Source organism: Verrucomicrobium sp., assembly GCA_028283855.1.
GTDB lineage: Bacteria > Verrucomicrobiota > Verrucomicrobiia > Methylacidiphilales > GAS474 > GAS474.
Genome location: JAPWJX010000003.1, coordinates 169,441 through 193,491, shown reverse-complemented (window position 1 = coordinate 193,491; position 24,051 = coordinate 169,441). Strand labels below are relative to the sequence as shown.

Here is a 24,051-nt window from a genome sequence, read left to right as displayed (position 1 = left end):
GCGGGAAATCTAACACGCCTTTAGGGGGTGCGAAAGCGGTAGTCGATCCATGCCGCCACTTCCCGCGCCAGGAGGGGGGCGTCGTGCCACTCAATCCGGTGGGCATGAAGGGAATAGACCGGGGAGACGCCCATCCGTTCCAGCGCCATCCGCGCGCGGGGAATGTGAAAGTATTGGGTGATCACGGTGGCGCCGCGCAGTCCGCGGGCCTGGAGGAAGGCGGCGGTGAAGCGGGCGGAGGCCCACGTCGTCTCCCCGTGGTGGTCCAGGATCAGCCGCGCGGCGGGGACGCCCCGGCGCTCCAGGTAGGCGGCCATCACCTCCGCCTCGTCCGGGCCTGGGGAGGCGGAGCGCCCGCTGACGATGAGGAAGCGGAAGGGGCGGGCGCGGTCGGCCTCCGCCGCGCGGTCCAGGCGGGCGCGGAGCCGCTCGGACGGCGTGCCGTCCGGCCGGATGCCGCCGGTGCCCAGGACCAGGGCCGTCTCCGCCGGGCCGGGCCGGTCGGTCAGGCCATCCACGGCGATGGCCGCCATGGCGGCCAGGCAGAGGAGAACGCCGCGCCAAATCCATTTCATGCTCCCGGGAGGCTACCACACCGGGCCAGCTTTTTGCTGGAGGCTTCCGCGCGGCGTGGGAACGTGGAGGCTATGCCCGTTCCCGCCCGCCGCCTGGAGCAGTTCACCGAATCGGTTATCCGGGAGATGACCCGGCTGGCGCAGCGCCACGACGCCGTCAACCTGGCGCAGGGCTTCCCCGATTTCGACCCGCCGGCGGAGCTATTGGAGGCGTTGGAGCGCGCCGGGCGCGGGCCGTTCCACCAGTATTCGATCACCTGGGGTTCCGCCCGCTTCCGGGCGGCGCTGGCGCGGAAGATGGCGCGCTTTACCGGCCTCGACGTCGACCCGGAGCGCCACCTGGTGGTCACCTGCGGCGGCACGGAGGCGATGATGGTGGCCATGATGACCGCCTGCAATCCGGGGGACAAGGTGGTGGTCTTCTCCCCTTTTTACGAGAATTACGCCGCCGACGCGATCCTCTGCGGGGCGGAGCCGATCTACGTCCCGCTGCGGCCGCCCGGCTTCGGCTTCGACCCGGAGGAGCTGGCCCGCGCCTTCGCCCAAGGGGCCAAGGCGATCGTCGTCTGCAATCCGTCCAATCCCACGGGGAAGGTCTTCACGCGGGAGGAGCTGCTCCAGATCGCGGAGCTGGCGGCGCGGCACGACGCCTACGTCATCCTGGACGAAGTCTACGAGCACATCGTCTACGCCCCGCACGAGCACACCTACTTCGCCGCGCTGCCGGGAATGTTCGAGCGGGCGATCACCTGCGGCTCCCTTTCCAAGACCTACTCCATCACCGGCTGGCGGCTGGGCTACGTCATGGCGCATGAGAAGGTCATCGCCGCCGCGCGGAAGGTGCACGACTTCCTCACCGTCGGCGCGGCCGCGCCGCTTCAGGAGGCGGCGGTCACCGCCCTCGAATTCGGCGACGGCTATTACCAAAAGCTGCGGGAGGATTACGCGGCCAAGCGGGCCCTCTTCCTGGACCTCCTGCGGGGCGCGGGCCTTTCCGTGGCCGAGCCGCAGGGGGCCTACTACGTCCTGCTGGACATCGGCGCGCTGGGATTTTCCGACGACGTGACCGCTTCCCGCGTCCTGACGGAAAAGGCGGGCGTGGCGGGGGTGCCGGGGTCGAGCTTCTTCCGGGAGCCGGTCCATCACCTCCTGCGCCTCCACTTCGCCAAGAAGGAGGAGACGTTGCGGGAGGCGGGGCGGCGGCTGGCCGCCTATTTCAAAGCCTGACCTGAGGCACCAGGGCCTGGCCGCCCTGCGGGACGAAGGGCGCGTCGTAGCCCCGCTGCAATTCGGCGAAGGTCTGGGAGTGGGCCAGGATGGCGCGGACTTCCTCATGCCGCATCTCCTCCAGCTCCCAGCCGTTCCGGCCGTCCGGCACGGCGCGGGAAAAGGCGCAGCCCAGCTTCAGGCCGAAGAAGACCTCCAGGCAGGCCCCGCTCGAGTCCTCCCAGGAGCGCAGGTGGGGCTTTTCCAGGGTGGAGTGGGCGGTATGGGCGGGCGGCAGAAAAACGATGCGGGTGACGCCCACGTGGATCATCGCGTAGAGGTCTTTCTTGAGGCAGGCCTGCCAAAGGCGGGTCGGGTCGGCCTGGGCCTCGGGATCGTCCCGCAGGCAGGCCTCGATCCGGGCGGGGTTCAGGACCCGGTGGCCGCGCGCCGTGAAGTGGGCTTCCATCGCGTTGAACATGGCGAAGTTCTGGTCGATCTCCGTCATGTGCGCCTCGCTCTTGCAGTGGCTCATGGGGCCGCTGAGGTAGAGGACCTCCCGCTTGGGGACGATGTCCAGGGCGCGGCGGTTGATCTCGGCGTAGTCGATCATCCTTCCCTTCTTCGCCGATCGGTCGCCGGGATGCGACCTTTTATTGCGGCGGCGGCACCTTGTAGACCGTGACGTTCCGGGCGGAACTCAAAGGGGAACCCGCCGCCTGGGTGAGAAGGCGCCCCGGCCCCTTGGAGACGTCCTCTCCCCAATAGAGGTCGATCTGCCGCGCGCCGACGCCGCCGCCCCGGTCGTCCACCCGCCAGGCGTGGCCCTGGACGGAGGCGGGGAGGGAGGGGGAGCGCAGGACGATCCAGTCTCCCGATTTCAGGCCGCTGCCCGCGCCCACCGCGCAGGAGACGCGCGGCACCAGCCGCCGCCCGGAGATTCCCACCGGCGCGGAGGCCAGCTGCCAGGAGCCGTCGGAGCGGAGGTAGCCCTTCCCCTTGGCCGGGCGGCTCAGGCGGCCGCAGCCTTCCATTTCCACGGCGTGAATGAAGTCCGGGGAGAGGCGGCGGCCCACGGCGTTGATCCGCATGGAGGGGTAGCGGAAGCCGGCCGCCTCCGTGTAGCCCGATTCCAGCGGGGTGAAGTAGACGGTCAGCGCGTAGCCGTCCCCGGCGCGCGTGGCTCCGGCGGGAAGGGAGGCGGCCTCCGCCGCGGCGCAGGCCAAAAGGAGTCCCAGGAGAAAGAAAGCCGTTCTCATGGGGCAAGGTAATCCCAGTCCTGGCTTACGTCCATCCGTGGCGGATCATGCTCACCGCGATGGCGGCCAGGAGCAGGGAGATGATCTTGGAGACGGCGCGCATGCCGGTGCCGCCGATCCACTGCTCCAGCGTGCGGCAGTAGGCGAAGGCCAGCGCCACCACGCCGAGGTTGAGCACCAGGGCGATGAGGGTCATGAGGAGCCCCTCCACCTGCGCCAGCAGGAGCAGGGTGGCGATGAGGGCGGGCCCGGCGATGAGCGGCATGCCCAAGGGGACCACGCCGAAGTCTTCCGCCACCTCCGCCGGCTTTTCCGCGGCGGGTCGGACCATGTCCCGCGCGGCGAGCATGAAGAGGATGAGCCCGCCGGCGATCTGGAAGTCCCCGACCGTGACGCCGACGAAGGAGAAGATGCTCCGCCCCAGGAAAAGGAAGAGGAGGGCGACGCCCCCGCCCGTCCAGGTGGCCTGGGTGGCAATGAGGCGGCGGCGCTTCTCCGTGGTCCCCTGGCTCATGGCCAGGAAGACGGCGGCCAGGCCGATCGAGTCGATGGCGACGAAGATGGGGATGAACGTGCGGGTGAAGTGCTCGAACAAGGCCAGGTGCATGGGGGGAGGTTTAGCGAAGCCAGCCGCGCCGCTTGATGTAGACCAGGGGCAGCACGGCGGAGACGAACATGAAGAGGATGGAATAGAGGAAGCCCCCGTTCCAGCCCAGCTCCGGCATGTGGACCCAGTTCATGCCGTAGATGGAGGCGATGAGCGTGGGTGGCATGAAGATGGCGGAGAGGATGGTGAAGATCTTCACGATCTGGTTCTGCTTCACGTTGAGGGAGGCGTTGAGGGCCTCCTGGAGGTAGTAGACGCGGTTGTGCTCGTGCGCGGCGTGCTGCTGCACTCCCTCGATGTCGGAGATCAGCTCGGAGGCCAGGCGGGCCAGGACGGGTTCCCGCTCGTCGTCGATCGCCCCCTCCAGCCGCCGCGCGGCGCGGGCCAGGAAAAGCTGCCGCTCCAGGCATTGGGAGACGAGCTCCTCCTTGGCGTTGAGGCGCATGATGAGGTCGGTCAGGTCGGCGACGCCGACTTCTTTCCCGTGCCGCTGGAGGGTGCCGGAAAGGGCGGTGATGGCCGCGCTGTCATGGGTCAGCCCGGCGCTGATCTTGTCGATGAGCTGCTCGCCCGACTCGTTGAGCGCCTGGAGGATGAGGCGGAAGAGCGCGCGGGGATTCTCGCCCAGGCTCGGCTTGTGCTGCAGGCGCTGAAGCGCCTTGTCGAAGGCGGCGGAGCCGGGACCCTCGTCGAGGGTGGCGACGATCCGCTCCCCCAGGAGGAAGCGGACGCGCCGCAAGACGGGGCGCGCCCCCTCCGCGACGGTGAGAAGCCGGGCGGGGATGTGGATGATGTCGGCGTCCTCGCGGATGCCCTCGATGGGGTGGGTGACGTCCAGGCCGTAGGCGTGGCGGAGGGATTCCAGCTCCTCCTTGGAGGGGGTGACGGCGTGGATCCAGACGGTGGAGGCGGCCTGGTCGTCGGGGGCCAGCCCCTCGCGGACGTCGACCTGGCCGCCGCGGACGAAGACGGTTTTGATCATGGCTGGGCGGACGGGTGCGGGGCCGGATCAGGCGCCTGGGGAGCGGGCTTCCGGAAGTGGACGTAGAGGAGGACGGCCGTCATCGCCATATAGAAGAGAAAGACGGCCAGGATGACCTCGTTCTCCAGGCCGAACCGCAGCTTGGGCTTCGCCATGGCGCTAAGCTAATCGTTCTCCGCGGGCCCGGCAAGGGCCTCCAGGGCTTCCGTGGCTGCTTCCCAGGCGCGGATGGCGCGGCTGGCCGCCTGGGCGGCTTCCGCCAGCTCGCGGCCCACGGCGGCGGGGTCCTGGCCGGGCTCGGCCAGGCGGGCGGCCAGCTCGGCCTGGAGGGTTTCCAGCCGGGCGATTTCGGCCTCCAGCGCGGCGACTTCCTTTTTCCGCTGGGAGCGGAGCTGGCGGGCCTCCGCCTCCGCGCGCTTTTGCTCCTTGGTCTTGTAAGCGGGCTTGGCCGCGGGGGCGGCGGCCTTGGCCTGGCTTTGGCCCGGCGCGGCCATCTTTTCCCCGGCGACGAGGGCGGCCTTTTCCGAGGAGGCCTTCGACTTGTCCAAGTAATACTGGTAGTCGCCGGCGTAGGGCGTCGGCTTTCCGGCGGAGATGTGGAGGACGGAGGTGGCCAGGGCGCGGATGAAGTAGACGTCGTGGCTGATGAAGACGAGGGTCCCCTCAAACTGCTTGAGGGCGTGGATGAGCGCGTCGATGCTGGCCATGTCCAGGTGGGTCGTCGGCTCGTCCATGAGGAGGAGGTTGGGCGGGTCCAGGAGGAGCTTCACCAGCGCCAGGCGGCTTTTTTCCCCGCCGGAGAGGACGCCCACGCGCTTGTACGCGTCATCCCCGCGGAAGAGGAAGGCGCCCAGGACGGTGCGGGCGGTCTGTTCCGGCACGGGCCGGTCGCAGGCCAGGACCTCGTCCAGCACGGTCCGCTTGGGGTCGAGCATCTCGACGCGGTTTTGCGAGTAGTAGCCGACCTTCGCGTTGTGGCCCAGGTCCCGCTCCCCTTTCTGGATCGGCAGGGCGGCGGCCAGGAGTTTGAGGAGGGTCGACTTGCCCGCGCCGTTCGGCCCGACGAGGACGGTGCGGTCCCCGCGCTGCGCCTCGAAATGGAGCCCCCGGTAGACGACGAGTTCCCCGTAGGCGTGGTCGACGTCCTTCAGGGTGATGACCCGCTGGCCGCTGCGCGGCGGCTGGGGAAAGGAGAAGCGGATTTTCTTCTCGTCGCCCAGGGGGGCCTCGACCTTTTCCATGCGCTCGATCTGCTTGAGTTTGGCCTGGGCCTGGGAGGCCTTGCTGGCCTTGGCGCGGAAGCGGTCGGCGAAGGTCTGGAGCCGCTCGATCTCTTTCTGCTGGTTCTTGTAGGCGGCCAGGAGGCGTTCCTCGTCGGCGGCCTTTTGTTCCAGGTAGGACTCGTAGTTGCCCCGGTAGCGGCGCAGGCGGCCGTGGGCGATGTCGACGATGGTGCCGACGAGGTGGTTCAGGAAGTCCCGGTCGTGGGAGATCATGAGGATCGCGCCCGGATAGTCCTGCAGGTAGTCCCGGAACCAGCCGAGCGATTCGAGGTCGAGGTGGTTGGTCGGCTCGTCGAGGATGAGGAGGTCGGGCTCCGCCACGAGGAGCCGCGCCAGATGGGCGCGCATGACCCAGCCGCCGCTCATCGTCCGCGCGGGGCGGTGGAAGTCGCTTTCCCGGAAGGCCAGGCCGCCCAGGATCGTCTTGGCCTTCGGCTCCAGGAGATGGCCGCCCAGCTCGGCGAAGCGGTCGAGGGCCTCATGGTAGACGTCCTCGTTCCCGCCGTGGGCCTCGTGGTGGCGGATCGCTTCCTGAAGGGAGGCCATCTCCGGGGTGACGGCGGTGGCCAGCTGGAGGATTGTCTCTTCCCCGGCGGGGGCGGTTTCCTGCGGCAGGAAGCCGACGGTGCGCCCCCGCTCCAGGGCCACGGAGCCCTCATCCGGCTCATTCTGGCCCAGGATGAGGGAGAGGAGGGTCGACTTGCCCGCCCCGTTCGGGCCGACCAGGCCGATGCGCTCCCCCAGGTTGACCTGAAGGGAGACGTCTTCGAAAAGGGTGCGGGCGCCGTACGACTTGCTGACCTGGGAGAGCGTGAGCATGGAAAAAAGAAGCCCCAGGCTGCCGCAAAGGGCAGTCTGGGGCTAGCTCGATTCGGGGATCGGCTTAGAAGAAGTAGCTCACGCCGGCCGTGGCGAGCTGGTCGTGGCCGGTGTGGGTGTTGATCGTGGCGCCGGTGGAGGACGAGTAGCTCTTGTCGTCGCTGAAGAGATACTTGTACTCGCCGTAGACCTGCCAGTGGGCGTCGATATTGTAGCGCAGACCGGCCAGGGGGCCGTAGGCCAGGGAGATGTCGGAGGAGTTGCCGAAGCCGCCGCCGCTCACCCAGGTGTTGATGAAGCCGACGGAACCGCCGACGTAGGGCTCAAACTTGCCGATCTGGTAGCCGACCGACTGGTTGATGAGGACGATGGCGTTGTTCTGGCTGAAGCCCGTGGCGCCCAGGGCGCGGTGGTCGCCGCTCCAGTCGGCTTCCAGTTCGATGCGGTTGGTGAAGTTCTTCCAGTTGAGGATGGGGAGACGGTTCCAGACGTAGCCGCCCTTGATACCGCCCAGGGCCAGGGTGTTGCTGCTGATGTCGGCACCGGTGCTGGTGTGGATGTCGCCGGAGAAGTCGGCGCCGCCCTGGACGCCGGCAAAGAAGCCGTCCATCCGCTCGTTGGAGGTCTGGGTGGCCAGAACCTTGGAATCGTCGCCCGCGTGGGCGCTCAGAATGAGGCCGGCGGCGAGAGCCAGGGCCAGGTAGAAAGACTTACGCATCCGGTCAACCTAGCCGCTTTGCGGCGTTGCGCAACCTAATCCGCTCCTTTTTTAAAGGAGAGGGCCCGCTTTTTTAAGCGGCGCGCTGGGCGGCGTGGGCGGGGCGGAGTTGGCTGCCGCGGCCGGCGAATTCGACCGCCACCCCGAGCGTCACCAGGATGCCGAGCAGCTGCGGCTGTTCCGGCACGTCGGAGAAGAGGCTCTCCAGGAGGCCCTGGAATTCCTCCCACATTCCCAGGTCGCGGTATCCTTCGATTTCCCAATAAAGGCGAGTTAAAGCATCCATGCTACTAAAGACATCGACGTCCCGGGCCGCGCACCTTAGCTCTATTTTCTCGGGACTTCTCTATTTGCGCTTAAGGCGCTTAAGGCGGTAGATTTTCTCCCCAGCGTGCCGGAGCCAAAGGTCAACATCGGGGTGGTCACCTATAACCGGCTCGACTTCACCCGCCAGTGCCTGGAGGCCCTCCGGGTGGTCACGCGCCACCCCTTCGTCCTGACCGTCGTGGATAACGCCAGCTCTGACGGCACGCCCGAATACCTCCTTTCCCTGAAGGAGCAGGGCCTCGTCGACGAGCTGCTCCTCCTGCCGGAGAATGTCGGCGTCGCCCGGGCGGCGAACCTGGCCTGGCAGGCCGTGCCGGACGCCGCCTTCTACGTGAAGCTGGACAACGACATCGTCCTCCAGAAGCCGGAATGGCTCGGGGACCTGGTTGCCGCCTCCCTGGCTTTCCCCGCCGTGCCGATGTGGGGCTACAACTTCGAGGCCGACACGGGGATCTTCCCTGTGACCCGGGAACAGGGCCACGCCTACCGCACCCTGCCGGAGGGGCGGCTCCATCTGGGCGGCGCCTGCGTCCTTGTTCCCGCCGGCGCGGCGGAGACCTTCGGCATGTGGTGCGAGGACTACGGCCTCTACGGGGAGGAAGACACCGACTTCGGCTGGCGCATCCGCTGCGCGGGCTTGCAATCCTACTACCTGGAAGACGAGTTTGTCGGCCTCCATCTGCCCGCCGGACGCGGCCCGCGCATCGACCCGGTGACGAACGCCGCCACCGACGGGATGGAGGAGGTGCACGCCGCCGGATACCGCGCGGCCAAGGACGCCTCCCGGCAGCGGAACCTGGGCATGGGGGGCCTCTTTTCCCGCAACCGCTTCGGCTATGAGAACCGCTTCATCCCCCTCTACACCCCGTCCCGCGTCCGGGCCGTCCCCGCGCCGGGCCCCGGCCGCCGCGCGGTGCGGGAGCTGGACGCCGCCGCGCGGCGCGCCCTCTTCACGGAGCGCCTGGCCTCCTATGAGGAGAGGGGGCGGGACCACTGGAACATGCACCACCTTTTGGAATGGGCCGCCCTCCTGCGCGTCCTGGACCGGCGGGGGGAGGCCGTCGCCTTCCTCTTGGAGCTGATGCGGGAGGCGGGGGAGACCCTCCTCCTCCAGCGGTGCCTGGCGCTTCACTACATCGAGCTGGGGGAGGCGATGCCCGCCATCGCCCTGGCCAAGACCCTCCTGCGCCTCGACCCGCTGGACATGGTGGCCCGCATGGTGGTGGAGGCCTTCCGGGAATCCCGCGAGCCCGGCCCGCAGGACTATTACGAGATTCTCAAGCGGACCGCCGTGATCCTGGCTACGCCTCCTCCTGCTTCGGCAGGGTGAAGTAGAACGCCGCGCCCTGCCCCGGGACTCCCTCCGCGCGGACCTGCCCGCCGTGCCGTTCCACGATGCGGCGCACGTTGGCCAGGCCGACGCCGGTCCCTTCGAAGGCGATTCCTTCCGGCAGCCGCTCGAAAATCTGGAAAAGGCGCCCGGCGTGGCCCATGTCGAAGCCGACCCCGTTGTCCCGCACGCAGAACTCGTGGAAGCGGTCCTGCTCCACGCAGCTCACCTCGACGCGGGCGGGGTTCCGGTCCCCGGTGTATTTGACGGCGTTTCCCAAAAGATTGATCCAGACCTGCCGCAGCAGCGCCGGGTCCGCCGTCACGCGGGGCAGGGAGGCGATGCGCCATTCCAGGTTGCGGCCCTCCCCCTCCCGCTCGGCGATTTCGGCGGCCACCTCGCGGGCCAGGGCGTCGCAGTCGACCGGCACGCGGTGCAGCTCCGCCGCGCCCATGCGGGAGAAGGCCAGGAGGTCGTCGATCAGCACGCTCATCCGCTGGCTGGAGGAAATGATGCGGCCCAGGTAGGCGCGGGAACTCTCCGGCAGCGCCGCGCCCGACTCTTGCTGAAGGATTTCCGCGAAGCCGTGGATGTTCCGCAGCGGGGCGCGCAGGTCGTGGGAGACGGAGTAGCTGAAGGCCTCCAGCTCCCGGTTCGTCCGCTCCAGGAGGTGGGCCTGCCGCCGGAGCTGGCGGTTGGCCTGGTGGAGCTGGCCCGGGCTGGGGATGGCCAGGGCGCTGGGGATCAGGCGGACCAGGAGATAGGCGGTGACCAGGGAGGCCAGGGCGGTGACCGCCTTGATGCCGCCCGCCAGCCAGTAGACGGGGTGCCAGACGTTGACGATCTCCATCACGTGCGTCGTGCCGCAGGCCACGATGAACACGGCGAAGCAGAGATAGATCCAGCCAAAGGCCAGGTCCTTCCGCCGCCGGACAAAGAAGATGAGCGTGAGCGGGATCGAGTAGTAGGCCAGCGCGATGAGCGCGTCGGAGATGACGTGGATCCAGATGACCGCCGCGTCCCAGCGGTAGCAGCACCCGTGGGGCATGAATCCCCGCGTGGAGAAGAGCGAGTGGAGCCAGCTCATGCCTAACAGGCTCTAGGGCCAACGCCGGCTAAGAGAAAGGGGAAAAGCTTGGGCCTTGGAGAGAGCGGGGGGATTTCTCCGCTCTCTCCAAAGCGGGGTCAGTCTTCCAGCCGGGGCGGATCGATGCCCAAGGCGTCGGCCAGGTCGGTCAGGTGCTCCTGCTCCTGGGCGATGATGGTGCGCAGCACCTCGCTCAGGGCGAATTCCCCGAGCGCCTCCGCCTGCCGGATGCGCTGGCGGTAGTTGAGGATGGTTTCCTTCTCGTTCTCCAGGTCGAAGCGGAGCATGTCCTCCGCCTTGTCGGAGATCTTCACTTCCTTCGGCTCCGTGACGGGGGTGCCGCCCAGGTAGTCGACCTGCTTGGCGATGAGCAGGGCGTGGTTGAGTTCCTCGGAAGCGTGGACTTTCAATTCGTTGGCAATGGCGGTGTAGGCCGCGCCCTTCATCGTCTGCGCATAGACGATGTAGGCGATGATGGCCTGGTACTCGCGTGCCAGGTCCTCGTTGAGGAGTTTGATTAGTTTTTCGCGGGTGACTTTGTCGCTCATAAGGGGGGGAGGGTGGGGGGTGGAGAGGGGCCGCCCGGCGGAGGCGGCCCCTTATCCAAAGGGCCTAGTTGCTGAAGGAGCCTTCCTTGCCCTTCACCTGGTCGTTCTTGAAGATGATCTTCGCCTCCGACTTGTCGTTGCGGTAGACGTAGGTGGTCTGCGTGCCGCCGACGACGGGGATCGGCTCGCTCTTGGAGTCGGTCGGGCTGCCCAGGATCGCCTTCACCTCGGCGGGGGTCATGTCGTCGTGGATTTTGTCCAGGTTGGCCTGGGTGAGGGTCAGGGGAGAGCCGCCGCCGCAGGCGACGAGGGCTACGGTGACGAGGGCGCAGAGCGCGGCTTTGAGGGTCTTCATGGCAGTTCCTTTCGTGGTGGTTGTCGTTGGCGGCGCCCTCAAGCGGGCCCCGTGTGTCAATAACGCACAGGACCGTGCGTTCCGCAACCGGACTGCCGATAAATCAGGCCGCGGAAGCGCAAGGAAGCCCGTGAGCCTCCGCCACCGCGCGGTGGGTGACCCGCCCGTCCTTCACGTTCACGCCGGTCTGGAGCGCGGGGCGGCGGGCAAAGGCCTCCGCCAGCGGCAGGTCGGCCAGCGTCTCCAGGTAGGGGAAGGTGGCGTTGGTCAGGGCCTGGGTGGCGGTGCGGGCGTAAGCGCCCGGCATGTTCGCCACGCAGTAGTGAAGGACGCCCTCTTCCGTGTAGACGGGATCGGTGTGCGTGGTGGGGCGGGAAGTCTCCGCGCAGCCGCCCTGGTCGATGGCGATGTCGACGAAGACGCTGCCCGGCTTCATGAGGCGGAGCATCTGCCGGGTGACCAGCTTCGGCGCCTTGGCGCCGGGCACCAGGACGGCGCCGATGAGCAGGTCGGTGTGGGGGAGGAGTTCCAGCAGGTTGGCCTCGCTCGAATAAAGGGTGGAGGCGTTCATGGTGATGTCCAAAAAGCGCATCCGTTCCAGGTCGACTTCCAGGATCGTCACATCGGCGCCCAGGCCGGTGGCCATGCGCGCGGCGTTGACGCCCGCCGTGCCGCCGCCGACGACCACAATGCGCCCGGGCAGCACGCCCGGCACGCCGCCCAGCAGCACGCCCTGGCCGCCCTGGTGCTTGGCCAGGAAGTAGCCGCCGACCAGGATCGACATCCGCCCGGCGATCTCGCTCATCGGCTCCAGGAGGGGCAGGCGGCGGTTGACCTCCACCGACTCGTAGGCGATGGCGGTGACCCCCGCGGCCATGAGCGCCTCCGTCAGCGGCTTGCTGGCGGCCAGGTGAAGGTAGGTGAAGAGGATCTGCCCCTTGCGCAGGAGCGGCGTCTCGGAGGCCAGGGGCTCCTTGACCTTGGCGATCAGGTCGGCGCGGGCGAAGATCTCCTCGTGCTTTTCCACGATTTCCGCGCCGGCGCGGCGGTAATCGTCGTCGGAGCAGCCGATGCCGGCCCCTGCTCCCTTTTCCACCAGCACGGTGTGGCGCTTGGCCAGGGCGTAGGCCCCGGAGGGGAGGAGGGCGACGCGGTGTTCCTGATCTTTAATTTCCTTGGGGATGCCGACGATCATGGACGCGCATCATTCCCGGCGGCGCGGCGGCTGGCCAGCCCGGAGTTTGCGGAGCGGGATCAAGCCGCCTGGGGCAGGCAGGGGTGGGAAAGGGCGGCGGGGTTGCCGGCGGCCTCGGCGGGCGCGTCGGCCAGCCGGTCCAGCTCCGCGGCCGCCTCCGCGACGAGGGGCGCCAGCGCCTCCTCCCCGAAGCTAAGGCGCAGGCCCGCGGTCTCGAAAAGGCCGGGCAGGGGGACGGAGCCGCCCAGCTCCAGGGCGGCCAGGAGATCGTCGATCGCGGCCTCCGGTTCCCGGCGGGCGCGGCTCCAGACCTGGAGCGCGCCGAGGCGGGCGACGGCGTATTCGATGTAGTAGAGCGGCGCGTCGAAGAAGTGGGAGATCTGGTGCCAGGAGGCGTCCCGGAAGCTTTCCAGCCCGCTCCAATCGACCCCGGGGTTGAAGCGGGCGCAGAGCGCGCCCCACTGCGCGTCCCGCTCGGCGGGCGCGGCGTCCGGGTGGGCGTAGGCCCAGTGTTGGAAGGCGTCGACCGCGGCGATGGCGGGGAGGGAGGCCAGGGCGTCCTCCAACAGCTGCCGGGCGGCGCGGCGCGCGTCGGCCTCCCCGTAGAACCGGCCGTATTGCGCCGCGCCCAGGTGTTCCATGGCGGCGGAGGCCACCTCGCAGAATTCCAGGGGGATGTTGGCCCGGTAATCGTAGAGCCGCTGCTCGCGGCAGGCCAGGGTGTGGAAGGCGTGCCCGGCCTCGTGCTGAAGGACGACCACGTCGTAGTGGCTGCCGCCGACGTTGGCGAAGCTGTAGGGCAGGCGCGCCTCCGCCAGGTCGGCGCTGTAGCCGCCGGGGGCCTTTTCCGCGCGCGTTTCCAGGTCGAGCAGCTCCAGGTCCCGCAGCTTGCGGAACTGCGCGCCGAGCTGCGGGTGGAGCGCGGCGAAGGAGGCCTCCGTCTTGTCCAAAAGCTCCGCGACGGTGCGGAAAGGCCGCAGCGGCGGGCGGCTAAAGGGATCGGCCGCCAGGTCCCAGGGCCGCAGCGTCTCCACGCCCAGGGCGCGGCGGCGCGCCTCGTTGAGGCGGCGCAGCAGGGGGACGACCTGCCGCTCCACCGCCCCGTGCAGCCGCAGGCAGTCCTCCGGCCCGTAGGCGCGGCCCATGGCGGCGAAGAAGTAGCCCCGGTAGTCGTCGAAGTCCGCCTCCCGCGCGATCTGGTGGCGCAGGGCGACCTGCCGGGAATAGAGCGCGTGGAGCGTCTCCGCCTGGCCGGCGAAGAGCGCCTGCGCCGTCCGCCAGGCCTTTTCCCGCCGGGCGCGGTCGGGGTTTTCCAGGAAGGCCTCGATCTCCGGCGCCGTCCGCTCCCGCCCTTCGAAGGGGGCGGAAAGGCCGGAGTAAAGGACGTCGTATTCGTTCCGCAGGTGCTCCTCCTCCACCAGGCGGCGGAGGTTGGCGGGGCGGAAGAGGGCAGTGTCGGCGCGGATGCTCCGGCGGTAGGCCTCGTAGTAATCCGGCAGGGCGGCGAAGGCGGGGTGGGCCTCCAGGAGCCGCTCCAGCTCCACGTCGCGCGGCTCGCACCAGGGGGCGACGACCTCCGCGAAGTGGTCGTAAGCGCTTTGGAGGTCGACGTCGTCCTTTTGCAGCGAGTGGGCGATGTAGCGCCGCTCCCGCTCCTGGCTCAGGGCGGCCAAAAGCTCGCCGTAGTCGTCGAGCCACTTCTCCAGCGCGGGCGCGTCCGGCGCCGCGCGGAGGCCGGCGCGCAGGCGGCGGTAGAGGTCGTCCAGGACCATGAGGTCGGCAAGGTCGGCCTTTTCCGGCAAAAAGGCGCGGCGGCGATAGGGCGACGTCTTCATGGTCTGACGGAACAAGGATAAGCCAAAGACGTGCCCAAACAACGGCGATTCGCTGTTGCGAACCCCGTATAATTACGGAGGCGGGCGGCTACCGGGAGCGGCTTCTTTGCCGGGGCAGGGAAAGGGAGGGGATGGGGACGGGGCGGACCAGGCCGCCGAGGTCCCGGGCGGGCTGCTCCTTTTCGTGCTCCAGCGCCGTCTCCTTCATGCGGAGGCGGGTGTAGAATTTTTCCATCTCCGCCATGGAATCGGCCAGGGTCTTCCCCTTGGGATCGTAGCGGATGCCGGCCAGGTGGTAGAGCTTGTCGGGGGTGCGGGAGCCGCCCGCCTCGGTGAAGCGGATGAAGCGGTCGACGGTGCCGGTGGGGTCCTGAAGGTAGTGGCTCCACATTTGCAGCGCGCCGACTGCCGCGGGCAGGTATTCGGCGTAGAGGGGCATGTTGAAGAGGTGGGCTTTCCGCTGCCACCAGCCCTGGCGGGTTTCCTCATGGCCCTGCCAGTTCTCGATGCCGCCAAAGCGGTCCATCTGTTCCAGCCACGCGGCGTCCTGCTCTTCCTGGCTGCTTTGGGGGTGGCGGTAGACCCAGTGCTGGAAGGCGTCGGTGGCGGCCGTCTCCACGACGTAGCCGAAGAAGCCCTCGATCATGTGCCGCTGGGCGCGGCATTGGTCCACGGGGTCCCGGTAGACGACGTCCATGTGCTGCGTGGCCATCAGCTCCATGCTCATGGAGGCCAGCTCGGCGACTTCCATGCCGCCGGGGTTGCGGTAGGGGCCGAAGCGCTGCTTTTGGTTGAAAAAGTGGGCGTGGCTGCCGTGTCCCAGGATCTCGTGGACGGCGGTGCCCAGGCCTTCCTGGGAGAGGGTGTTGTTGACGCAGGCGAAGTAAAGGCGGGAAAGGGGGAGGACTTGGCAGAAGCCGTAACAGGCGGTCTTCCCCTTGCGGTCGCCGATGTCGAGGCGGCCGTCGAGGATCGCCTCGGTCACCGGCGGGGTCAGCCGGGGGTCGATGGCGTGGGCCAGGGCCACGAGCTTCTTGTTGAAATCGCGCTCGTCCAGGAAGGGCTGCAGCGGGGTCCGTGTGCCCGGCTCGGCCGTCATGTCCCAGGGGCGCATTTTCTCGCGGGGGCGCAGCTGCCCGTCGGCGACGAGCCGCTTGCGCCGGTCTTCCTGGTAGGACCGGACGAAGGGGACCATGTAGTCCGCGATGGCCTGGTGGAGCGTCTCGATGTCCTCCGGCGTGTAGCGGGCCTCTTTCTCCGAAAAGTTGAAGCGGAGGTAGTCTCCCGCCTTGCGGCCGTCTTCCTGGTGGAAGGTGAAGCGGGCGTTCTGCGCCTGCTGTTGGCGCAGATCGACCTGGCGGCGGAAAATCTCGTCGAACTGTCCGCGATGGGCCAGGCGGATCGCCTGTTCCTTTTCCCAGGCTTCCTGGCGCTTCCGGCGGTCGGACCCTTCCAGCAGATGCCGCAGGCGGTGGGGGGTGACCTTTTCCCCGTCGACGGAGACGGTCAGCTGGGTCACCACGTCGTCGTATTCCCCGGCCAGGCGGGTTTCCTTGCCCTGCAGGGCGGAGTTTTTCGCCGTGGAGCCCCGCAGCATGGAGTAGATGGTCTGGCGGAAGAGGTTGTATTCCTTGGGCAGCTCTTTGAAGGCCGTCTTCCGGCTCAGGCGGACCAGGATGGGGTAGTAGGCTTCCTCCCACACCGGGTCGACTTTGGAAATCTGATGGTTGTAGGCGTCCTTGACCGCCTTGTTCTTTGTGTCGGCGGTGTGCTCGATCTCCAGTTCGATCGACTGCTCCCACGCCGCGTCCTGGACCTCGTCATGCAGCTGGAGCCAGGACACCAGGTCCTCCCGGGTTTTGACCTTCTTAAGCCGGGCGTGCAGGTCCCCCAGGATTTTTTTGACCGTGCGGGGCTTGCTGAAATCGGCGCCTTCCAGCAACTCGTAGGTAAGCGGTTGGAAGGGGGGAAAGTGTTGCATGCCCTGGGTGCCCGTGGGTGTGTTTTAGAAAAGAGGCCGTCTTTGGAAAAGGAAAGAGGCCGTAAGCAATAAATATGCCAGCGGGCCGATGGAAATGATCGCTCCGGAGGGTGCGGTTGGCCTGTCTTTTGCTCTATTTGGGGCAGCCATGGCGAAGCCCGATTCTCAGACTCGGATCGACCTTTCCGGCGTCCTTCAGGAGGCGGCGGCCAAGGCCAGCCCGGCCCCGGAGACCGACCGGCCCAGCCTCAGCTCCATCGCCACCATGGCGCGCATCCACCAGGAAAAGCAGCAGCGCCACCCCTCGCCGGAAGGCCCTCTCTACGATGATCTTAAGACGGGGGCGATCGTCTTCCGCTCCAGCCTGGCCCATTTGGAGAACCAGCGGCGGCGCCTGGCCCAGGAGGGCCGCCTGGACACTCCGGCCGCCCGCGCCGCGGCGGAGGAGCGGAAGGAAAACCTAAGCCGCACCGCCCTGGACACCCTGCTGCGGCGGGGGATCCCCTCCACCCTTTTTCTCAACGCCCTGCGGGAGACGGGGGCCGACGTGGCCACCCTCCACCATTTCAACGAGGGCATCAGGAAGCACGAGCCGGCGATCCTCCGCCGCATCCAGCTGGAGCCGGTCCGGGACGCCGGGCGCGCCGCCCCGGCGATGGAAAACGGCCACAAGGCCATTGAGAGGAACGGCCGCCTGCACTAACGTGCGCCATGGCGCACAACCCGCAGCTCGACATCCGCATCGGCACCCTCGTTTCCGGGGCGAAGGACCCCGCCGGCTACATCCGGCAGATCCTGCCGCACGGCTTTGAAAGTTTCTCCCTGACGTTTTCCGACCGGATCGAGGCCGACCTCGAAAAGACGGCGAAGGAAGTCCGCGCCGTCCTGGGCGACCGGGCGGTGATCAGCTCCGTCGGCCTCTACGGCAATCCGCTGGAGAGGGAGGAGACGGCGCGGGACTTCGCGCGGCTCCTGGACAATCTCCATCACTTCGGCTGCGACGTGGCCGTCGGCTTTACCGGAGCGGTGGAGGGGAAGCCCGTGCCGGAGTCGATCCCCCGCTTCAAGGAGGTCTGGACCGACCTGGCCAAGCGGGCGGAGGACCGCGGCGCGCGCATCGCCTTCGAGAATTGCGACATGGGCGGCTGGTGGCACGGGCCGAAGCTGAACATCGCCCACGCCCCCTCCGCCTGGGAAATGATGTTCGACGCGGTGCCCAGCGCCGCCCTGGGCCTCCAGTGGGAGCCCTGCCACCAGATGGTTTCCCTGATCGATCCGCTCCCGCAGCTGCGGAGGTGGGTGGGGAAGGTCCATCACGTCCACGGGAAGGACGCGACGATCGCCTGGGACGTCGTGCGCGCCTACGGCATCCGGGGCGGCAAGCCCTACGTCTGGCACCGCACGCCGGGCTTCGGCGACACGAACTGGAGCGACGTCATCACCATCCTGCGCCAGGCCGGCTTCCGCGGCAGCATCGACATCGAGGGCTGGCACGATCCCGTTTACAAGGACGAGCTGGAGATGACCGGCCAGGTCCACGGCCTCCGCTACCTGCAGCGGTGCCGCGGCGGGGAATACGTGCCAAATCCTGTCTAACCCCGCCTAGCGGCTCTCGCCGTTGCCCTCGTCGAGGTAGATGCTCGTCCCCGCCTTTTTCAGGACCAGGTATTGGCTCCAGATGCCCCGGCCCATCGGCGCGGAGGCGGTGAGCTTGGACTGCTCCAGCTTCGGCACGGGCACGTCGGCCGGGGGCACGGCCAGCGCCTCCGCCAGCACGCGGCCGTCCATGGGCGGCGCCTGCCGCAGGCGGAAGAGGGAGGCCAGCGTCGGCGCCAGGTCGATGTTGCCGGTGGGCAGCGTGTCGACGTAGCGCGGCTTGAAGTCCGGCCCGCGCGCGATGAGGGTGTTGTGGAGGTCGAAGCGGCTCAGGGAGGAGTGGCTCCCCTCCGCGACGTTGCGGCCCGTGTCGGCCACCAGCAGGCCGGGGATTTCCGAGCGGTTCAGGTCGGCCGACCAGCGGAAGGAGACGACCACGTCGGGCAGGTCGGCGTTGCCGGGGGAGTTGAGGCGGACGGTTTCCAGCGGAAAGGTGCCGGGCAGCCCGGCGCGGGTGAAGAGGACTCCGGTGAAGTCGGACTTTTGCAGGAATGTCACCAGCCGCTGGATGAGGGCCGCGTCGTGCCCCACGACGTAGAGGAAGGCGCTCCCCCCCAGGCTGTCGACGAGGATCTGCCCCTTGCGCGGCGCGGCGGCGAATTCCCGCACCGCCTCGAAGCCGCTCCCGTTCAGCGCGCCGCTGAGGTCGACGGTGCGGTTCACCGTGGAGAAGCCATGGTCGGAGACGACGATCACGTCGGTCTGCTCCGCCACGCCCTGTTTCTGCAGGGCGTCCAGGACGCGGCCCAGGCAGTCGTCGTCGCTGCGCAGGGCGTGCTCCGCCACGCTGGAGCCCGGCCAGGATTGGTGCTGGCTGTAGTCGGGCTCGGAGAGCCAGAGGAGGGAGAAGTCCGGCACGCCGCTCTTCCACAGCCCCTCGGTGAGGACGCGGGTGGTCCAGGCGTCCTGCGCCGCGTTCGGGTGGGCGATCTGGGCGGGAAAGGCGCCGAAGGCGGCGACGATGTGGGGCAGGAGGGCTTCCGGCAGCGTCGCCCCCTGGAAGAGGACGGGGAAGGGGGAGGCGGCGTCGCGCCCGGCGCGGTCGGCCAGGAGCGCCACGGGCTTCGTCGCCGCCACGGCGGTGGTGTAGCCCTCCCGCTGAAGCAGCTCCGGCAGCGTCGGCGCGCCCAGGTAGCGGTTGCCGGTCGCCTCGTCCCCGTGGCGGACGGTGGAGAGGGCCTCCGTCCGCACGGGCATCGCCGCGTTGAGGGAGGCGCGGTATTCCTTGTTGGCCAGGATGCCGGTGTGGTCCGGCTCGTCGCCGGTGAAGAGGGCCGCGCCGTTCACCTCCGTGGAGGTGGGGTAGACCGCGTGGTGGTCGGGGAAGACGGCGCCCTCCATGGCCAGCTTGTGGAGGCGGGGCGTGGTCCCTTCCGTGACCAGGTCGGGCCGCAGGCCGTCCCAGACGATGACGACGACGTGGCGGGGCGCGGACGCCGGGGCGGGCGCGGGCTTGGTCTCCGCGGCGGCCAGGGCCGGGAGCGCGGCGGAGAGGAGAAGGAAAAGGGCGCGCTTCATGAGGCTTGCGGCTAGGCCGCCGTCACCTTTTCCGTCACGCGGAGGCGGACCAGGCGGTTCATCTCGTCCAGGGAGTTGGTCACCTCCTGCTCGGGAGTGTTTTCCAGCCGCGCGGAGGCGGCCTCCCAATCCTCCGGCCCCCGCCCGTCGAGGGCCAGGACCAGCGGGAAGCCGAATTTCTTGGCGTAGGCCAGCTGCAGCTTGGTCAGCGTGCGGATTTCCTCCCGCGTCAGCTTGGCGGTCGCGCGGCGCTCGGCGGCGGGGCGCCGGGGGGAGTCCTTCAGGAAATCGGGTTGGAGGCCGAGCAGCTCTTCCTTCGCCCGGGGGTGGGCGGTGGCGGCGATTTCGCCCAGGGTCTGCACGAGGTCCTCGACGCTCATGAAGGGCCTATGCTCAAAGGCCATGACCGGCACCCACAACGCGCTGCCGTAGAGGGAGCCGAAGAATTCCAGAAAATCGTCCAGCGGGAGGGAGTTCACCGCGGCCAGCGGTAAGACCTGCGGCATCAGGGTCATGCCCCTATAGGAAAAGCCGGGAAAGGCCGGAAGTCAATGCCGCCCCGGTTGCGGCGCGCGGCGGTCGGTCGTATAATGAGTGACCCCCCATGGATCCGAACAAGTTTACCGAGAAGGCCCAAAGCGCCCTGGCCGAGGCGCAATCCCTGGCCTCCCGTTACCAGCACGCGTCGGTCGACGTCGAACACCTCCTGGCTTCCCTTTTGGCGCAGGAAGGAGGCCTGGCCCCCCGCCTCTTCGAGCGGGCGGGCGTCCCCGCCGCCGAGCTGGCCTCCCGGCTCGACGAGGAATTGCGGAAGCTCCCCGCCGTCACCGGCGCCGGCCAGACGAGCGGCGGCTACGTCACCCAGCGGCTCAACCAGCTTTTGGTCAAATCCCAGGACGAGGCCAAGCGCCTGAAGGACGACTTTACCAGCGTCGAGCACCTCCTGCTGCCCATGTTCGAGGAGCCGGAGACGACCGGCGTGGGCCGCCTCTTCCGCCGCCTGGCGCTCAAGAAGGACGCCTTCCTCAAGGCGATGACCGACGTGCGCGGCAACCAGCGCGTCACCAGCCCCACCCCGGAGGCCACCTACGAGGCCCTGGAAAAATACGGGCGCGACCTGACCCGCCTGGCGGAGCAGGGGAAGCTCGACCCCGTCATCGGGCGGGACGTGGAGATCCGCCGCGCCATCCAGGTTCTCTCCCGCCGGACGAAGAACAACCCCGTCCTCATCGGCGAGCCGGGCGTCGGCAAGACAGCCATCGTCGAGGGGCTGGCCCAGCGCATCGTGGCGCGGGACGTTCCGGAGAGCCTGAAGGAAAAGAAGATCATCGCCCTGGACCTGGGCGCCCTCATCGCGGGGGCCAAGTTTCGCGGCGAGTTCGAGGAGCGGCTGAAGGCCGTCCTGCAGGAGGTGACGAAGGCGGAGGGCCGCGTCATCCTCTTCATCGACGAGATCCACACCATGGTCGGCGCGGGCAAGGCGGAGGGCGCCATGGACGCCGGCAACATGCTCAAGCCCATGCTGGCGCGCGGGGAGCTGCACTGCATCGGCGCCACCACCCTGGACGAATACCGCCAGCACATCGAGAAGGACGCCGCCTTGGAGCGGCGCTTCCAGCCCGTCTTCGTCGCCGAGCCCAGCGTGGAGGACACCATCTCCATCCTGCGCGGCCTGGCCAAGCGGTATGAGGTCCACCACGGCGTCCGCATCCAGGACGGGGCCCTCGTCTCCGCCGCCGTCCTCTCCCACCGCTACATCTCCGACCGCTTCCTGCCGGACAAGGCCATCGACCTGATCGACGAGGCCGCCGCCAAGCTCAAGACGGAGATCGAGAGCATGCCGGAGGAATTGGAAACCCTGGAGCGGCGCGTCCTCCAATTGGAGATCGAGCAGCAGGCCCTGGCCAAGGAAAAGGACGCCGCGTCCAAGGCCCGCCTGGCCACCCTCAAGCAGGAGCTGGGCGACCTAAAGGCCGACCGCGACGCCCTGAAGGCCCAGTGGCAGGACGAGAAGAAGAGCGTCACCGGCCTGCAGGAGCTGCGGGCGGAGCACGCCCGCGTCCTTCAGCAGGTGGAACAGGCGGAGCGCGGCCACGATCTGAGCCGCGTGGCGGAGCTGCGCTACGGCACCCTGCCCAACCTGGAAAAGAAAATCGCGGAGGAGGAGGAACGCTTCGCCAAGGCGGAGGACAGCCGCCGTCTCATCCGGGAGGAGGTGACGGAGCACGAGATCGCCGAGGTCGTCGCCCGCTGGACGGGCGTCCCCGTCACCCGCCTCCTGGAAGGGGAGCGGGAGAAGCTCCTGCGCCTGGACGAGATCCTCCACGAGCGCGTCATCGGCCAGGACGAGGCCGTCTCCGCCGTGGCCGACGCCGTCATCCGCGCCCGCTCCGGCCTGAAGGACCCCAAGCGGCCCATCGGCTCCTTCCTCTTCCTGGGCCCCACCGGCGTGGGCAAGACGGAGCTGGCCCGCGCGCTGGCGGAAACCCTCTTCGACAGCGAGGAGAGCATCGTCCGCATCGACATGAGCGAGTACATGGAGAAGCACACCGTGGCCCGCCTCATCGGCGCGCCTCCCGGCTACGTCGGCTACGACGAGGGCGGCCAGCTCACGGAGGCCGTCCGCCGCCGTCCCTACACCGTCATCCTCTTCGACGAGGTGGAGAAGGCCCACCACGACGTCTTCAACGTCCTCCTCCAGGTGCTCGACGACGGGCGGCTGACCGACAGCCAGGGCCGCACCGTCGACTTCAAGAACACCCTCATCATCCTCACCTCCAACATCGGCAGCCCCCACCTCATCGAGGGCGTCGGCAAGGGGGGCGAGATTTCCGAGAAGGCCCGGGAAAAGGTCATGGGCGAGCTGCGCGCCCACTTCCGGCCGGAGTTCCTCAACCGCGTCGACGAGATCGTCCTCTTCAAGCCTCTCACCCTGGCGGAGATTACCCGCATCGTGGAGCTGCAGCTGGGCCTCCTGCGCCGCCGGTTGGAGGAGCGCTCCATCCGCATCGAGCTGACCCCCGCCGCCAAGGAGCATTTGGCGAAGGAAGGCTACGACCCCGTCTACGGCGCCCGCCCGCTCAAGCGGCTCATCCAGCGGGAGCTGGAGACGGCCCTTTCCCGCAAGCTCCTCTCCGGCGAGGTCACGGACGGCTCCCACGTCCTGGTCGACGCGAAGGACGGCAAGCTGGCCTTTACGGTGAAGAAGGCCTAGCTCTTGCGTCCGGCGCGGGGGTCCACTACGTTGGACCCGTCCTCCATGCGCTGCGCCGTCTACGACATCGGGAGCAACTCGGTCAAATTCCTCGTCGCCGAGGTGAGGCCCGGCCGCCCCCCGGAGATCCTGGCGGAAAAGAGCAAGACCACCCGGCTGGCGGAAGACCTCATTGTCCGCGGCGAGCTGAAGGAGGAAGCCATCGAGCGGACGCTCGAGGCCCTGGCCAAGCTGCGGGGCAAGGCCGACAAGCTCGGCGCCGCGCCGGAGAACTCCCGCGCGGTGGCCACCAGCGCCGTCCGCGACAGCGGCAACCGCAAGCGTTTCCTGAAAGCCGCCGCCGAGGTGCTGGGTCATCCCATTCTCCTTCTCTCCGGGGAGGAAGAGGCCGACGGCATCTACCGCGGCATCTGCTCCGACCCGAATCTGCCCAGCCGCCGCCTGATGGGCATCGACGTCGGCGGGGGCAGCGCGGAGTGGGTCCTGGGCGGCGATTCCGGCGTCCTGCGCCGCACCAGCCTGCCCTTGGGAACCGTCCGCCTGCGCGAGCGCTTTTTGCCCGAATATCCCGTGCCCCGGCAGGGCCTCCAGCTTATGCGGCAGACCCTCCTTCAACAGCTGGAGCCGGTGCTGGCCAAATACGCCCTGGAGGGGCGCGAAGTCGTCGGCACCGGCGGCACGCTGAACGTCGCGGCGGCGCTCGACCTGGGCCTGAAGGAATACGACGCCTCCCGCATCCACGGCCACCGCCTGACACGCGAGAGGCTGGAGGCCCTCGTCGACTTCCTGGCCGCGCGGGACCTGGAGACCCTCCAGGCGCTTCCCGCCATGCCCCAGGGCCGCGCCGACATCGTCCTGCCCGGCGCGGCGGTTTTCGCCGCCAGCCTGCGGCTGCTCGGCGCGCCGCATGTCACCGTCAGCACGCGGGGGTTGCGCTACGGCGTCCTCGAGCAGCTGCGGGAGGACCTCGGCACATGACGGACGCGGAGCGGATGGCGGGCTACCTCGTCGCCGAATACGAGCGCGAGCCGGAGCACGTCACCCAGGTCGCCGCCCTGGCCGAACAGCTTTTTTCCTCCCTCCTCTCCTGGCACGGCTACGGGGACCGGGAGCGGCTCCTCCTCCGCCTGGCCGCGCTCTTGCACGACAGCGGGAAATCCCAGCCCGGCGGCCGGGGCCACCACCTGGAATCGGCCCGCCTCATCGCCGCGCGGAGCTGGCCCGGCCTGACGGCGGACGAGGTGGCCGTCGTCGCCCAGATCGCCCGCTATCACCGCAAGGAGCTGCCTGCCCCGGAGCATGAGGCTTATATGGCCCTGCCCCCGGCGGCGCGGACCAAGGTCGACCGCTTGGGCGGCCTCCTGCGCGTGGCCGACGCCCTCGACCGGACGCACGAGGGGCGCGTGGCCTGGGTCTCCGCCGTCCTGGAGCCCGGGGCGCTGCGGGTGCGCGTCGTCGCCGGATCGTGGAAGGAAGAGCGGCAGGGCGCGGAGAGGAAGAAAGACCTCCTGGAGCGCGCGGCGGGGCGGCCCGTCCTCATCGAAGAGGGCTGACTT

Annotated in this window: 24 protein-coding genes; 7 read left to right on the top strand and 17 right to left on the bottom strand. The window is 68.7% G+C overall.

Annotated features, from left to right (window positions below; genetic code table 11):
- Positions 1 to 20 precede the first annotated feature (20 nt).
- The gene (locus PW734_02335) at positions 21 to 575 is read right to left on the bottom strand and encodes a YdcF family protein (GenBank protein ID MDE1170039.1); all 555 of its coding nucleotides are present in this window, start codon (positions 573 to 575) and stop codon (positions 21 to 23) included.
- A gap of 72 nt (positions 576 to 647) precedes the next feature.
- Here PW734_02335 and PW734_02330 point away from each other — a divergent pair, with 72 nt between their 5' ends.
- Positions 648 to 1,802 (top strand): aminotransferase class I/II-fold pyridoxal phosphate-dependent enzyme, encoded by a 1,155-nt coding sequence (locus PW734_02330; protein ID MDE1170038.1) that lies wholly within the window; start codon positions 648 to 650, stop codon positions 1,800 to 1,802.
- Here the strand turns inward: PW734_02330 and PW734_02325 are convergent.
- From PW734_02325 to PW734_02290, 8 genes are all read right to left on the bottom strand, one after another.
- Complete coding sequence (locus PW734_02325) at positions 1,792 to 2,394, bottom strand: hypothetical protein (protein ID MDE1170037.1); 603 nt, start codon at positions 2,392 to 2,394, stop codon at positions 1,792 to 1,794. The genes PW734_02330 and PW734_02325 overlap by 11 nt on opposite strands.
- A 40-nt stretch (positions 2,395 to 2,434) precedes the next feature.
- Complete coding sequence (locus PW734_02320) at positions 2,435 to 3,040, bottom strand: hypothetical protein (protein MDE1170036.1); 606 nt, start codon at positions 3,038 to 3,040, stop codon at positions 2,435 to 2,437.
- Positions 3,041 to 3,065: 25 nt separating this feature from the next.
- The gene (locus PW734_02315; protein MDE1170035.1) at positions 3,066 to 3,647 is read right to left on the bottom strand and encodes a MarC family protein; all 582 of its coding nucleotides are present in this window, start codon (positions 3,645 to 3,647) and stop codon (positions 3,066 to 3,068) included.
- Positions 3,648 to 3,657: 10 nt separating this feature from the next.
- Positions 3,658 to 4,629 carry a CorA family divalent cation transporter gene (locus PW734_02310; protein MDE1170034.1) on the bottom strand — a complete coding sequence of 324 codons (972 nt, stop codon included), beginning with the start codon at positions 4,627 to 4,629 and terminating at the stop codon, positions 3,658 to 3,660.
- Positions 4,626 to 4,784, bottom strand: coding sequence for a hypothetical protein (locus tag PW734_02305; protein MDE1170033.1), 159 nt, complete (start codon positions 4,782 to 4,784; stop codon positions 4,626 to 4,628). Before PW734_02305 ends, PW734_02310 begins: the two co-directional genes overlap by 4 nt.
- Before the next feature lie 9 nt (positions 4,785 to 4,793).
- Positions 4,794 to 6,731 carry an ABC-F family ATP-binding cassette domain-containing protein gene (locus PW734_02300; GenBank protein ID MDE1170032.1) on the bottom strand — a complete coding sequence of 646 codons (1,938 nt, stop codon included), beginning with the start codon at positions 6,729 to 6,731 and terminating at the stop codon, positions 4,794 to 4,796.
- Between the two features lie 64 nt (positions 6,732 to 6,795).
- A complete protein-coding gene (locus tag PW734_02295; protein MDE1170031.1) occupies positions 6,796 to 7,449 on the bottom strand; it encodes an outer membrane beta-barrel protein in 654 nt (217 codons plus the stop codon).
- Between the two features lie 73 nt (positions 7,450 to 7,522).
- Entirely contained in the window at positions 7,523 to 7,735 is a 213-nt protein-coding gene (locus PW734_02290) for a hypothetical protein (protein MDE1170030.1), read from the bottom strand.
- 105 nt (positions 7,736 to 7,840) lie between these two features.
- Between PW734_02290 and PW734_02285 the strand changes: the two genes are divergently transcribed.
- A complete protein-coding gene (locus tag PW734_02285) occupies positions 7,841 to 9,106 on the top strand; it encodes a glycosyltransferase family 2 protein (protein MDE1170029.1) in 1,266 nt (421 codons plus the stop codon).
- Here PW734_02285 and PW734_02280 read toward each other — a convergent pair.
- From PW734_02280 to PW734_02255, 6 genes are all read right to left on the bottom strand, one after another.
- Entirely contained in the window at positions 9,078 to 10,193 is a 1,116-nt protein-coding gene (locus tag PW734_02280; protein ID MDE1170028.1) for an ATP-binding protein, read from the bottom strand. The two genes, PW734_02285 and PW734_02280, sit on opposite strands and share 29 nt — an antisense overlap.
- Positions 10,194 to 10,291: 98 nt before the next feature.
- Positions 10,292 to 10,741, bottom strand: coding sequence for a ferritin-like domain-containing protein (locus tag PW734_02275; protein MDE1170027.1), 450 nt, complete (start codon positions 10,739 to 10,741; stop codon positions 10,292 to 10,294).
- Between the two features lie 64 nt (positions 10,742 to 10,805).
- Positions 10,806 to 11,096, bottom strand: coding sequence for a hypothetical protein (locus tag PW734_02270; GenBank protein MDE1170026.1), 291 nt, complete (start codon positions 11,094 to 11,096; stop codon positions 10,806 to 10,808).
- 103 nt (positions 11,097 to 11,199) lie between these two features.
- Positions 11,200 to 12,291: an alanine dehydrogenase gene (gene ald / locus PW734_02265; GenBank protein MDE1170025.1), complete on the bottom strand. Its 1,092-nt coding sequence runs from the start codon at positions 12,289 to 12,291 to the stop codon at positions 11,200 to 11,202.
- 59 nt (positions 12,292 to 12,350) lie between these two features.
- Positions 12,351 to 14,126, bottom strand: coding sequence for a M3 family oligoendopeptidase (locus PW734_02260; GenBank protein MDE1170024.1), 1,776 nt, complete (start codon positions 14,124 to 14,126; stop codon positions 12,351 to 12,353).
- A gap of 88 nt (positions 14,127 to 14,214) precedes the next feature.
- Positions 14,215 to 16,107 (bottom strand): M3 family metallopeptidase, encoded by a 1,893-nt coding sequence (locus tag PW734_02255; GenBank protein MDE1170023.1) that lies wholly within the window; start codon positions 16,105 to 16,107, stop codon positions 14,215 to 14,217.
- A 148-nt stretch (positions 16,108 to 16,255) separates the two neighbouring features.
- On the opposite strand from PW734_02255, the gene PW734_02250 reads away from it, so the two are divergent.
- The gene (locus PW734_02250; GenBank protein MDE1170022.1) at positions 16,256 to 16,810 is read left to right on the top strand and encodes a hypothetical protein; all 555 of its coding nucleotides are present in this window, start codon (positions 16,256 to 16,258) and stop codon (positions 16,808 to 16,810) included.
- 8 nt (positions 16,811 to 16,818) lie between these two features.
- Positions 16,819 to 17,703, top strand: coding sequence for a sugar phosphate isomerase/epimerase (locus PW734_02245; protein MDE1170021.1), 885 nt, complete (start codon positions 16,819 to 16,821; stop codon positions 17,701 to 17,703).
- 6 nt (positions 17,704 to 17,709) lie between these two features.
- On the opposite strand, the gene PW734_02240 is transcribed toward PW734_02245, so the two are convergent.
- Both PW734_02240 and PW734_02235 read right to left on the bottom strand, forming a co-directional pair.
- Entirely contained in the window at positions 17,710 to 19,281 is a 1,572-nt protein-coding gene (locus PW734_02240; protein MDE1170020.1) for an alkaline phosphatase family protein, read from the bottom strand.
- An 11-nt stretch (positions 19,282 to 19,292) separates the two neighbouring features.
- Entirely contained in the window at positions 19,293 to 19,796 is a 504-nt protein-coding gene (locus PW734_02235) for a 2-oxo-4-hydroxy-4-carboxy-5-ureidoimidazoline decarboxylase (protein ID MDE1170019.1), read from the bottom strand.
- Positions 19,797 to 19,885: 89 nt separating this feature from the next.
- On the opposite strand from PW734_02235, the gene clpB reads away from it, so the two are divergent.
- The 3 genes from clpB to PW734_02220 are packed head-to-tail and all read left to right on the top strand — an operon-like array spanning position 19,886 to position 24,048.
- A complete protein-coding gene (clpB, locus tag PW734_02230) occupies positions 19,886 to 22,495 on the top strand; it encodes an ATP-dependent chaperone ClpB (GenBank protein MDE1170018.1) in 2,610 nt (869 codons plus the stop codon).
- Positions 22,496 to 22,540: 45 nt separating this feature from the next.
- The gene (locus PW734_02225) at positions 22,541 to 23,473 is read left to right on the top strand and encodes a Ppx/GppA phosphatase family protein (GenBank protein MDE1170017.1); all 933 of its coding nucleotides are present in this window, start codon (positions 22,541 to 22,543) and stop codon (positions 23,471 to 23,473) included.
- Complete coding sequence (locus PW734_02220) at positions 23,470 to 24,048, top strand: HD domain-containing protein (protein MDE1170016.1); 579 nt, start codon at positions 23,470 to 23,472, stop codon at positions 24,046 to 24,048. Before PW734_02225 ends, PW734_02220 begins: the two co-directional genes overlap by 4 nt.
- The last annotated feature ends 3 nt before the right edge of the window (positions 24,049 to 24,051 follow it).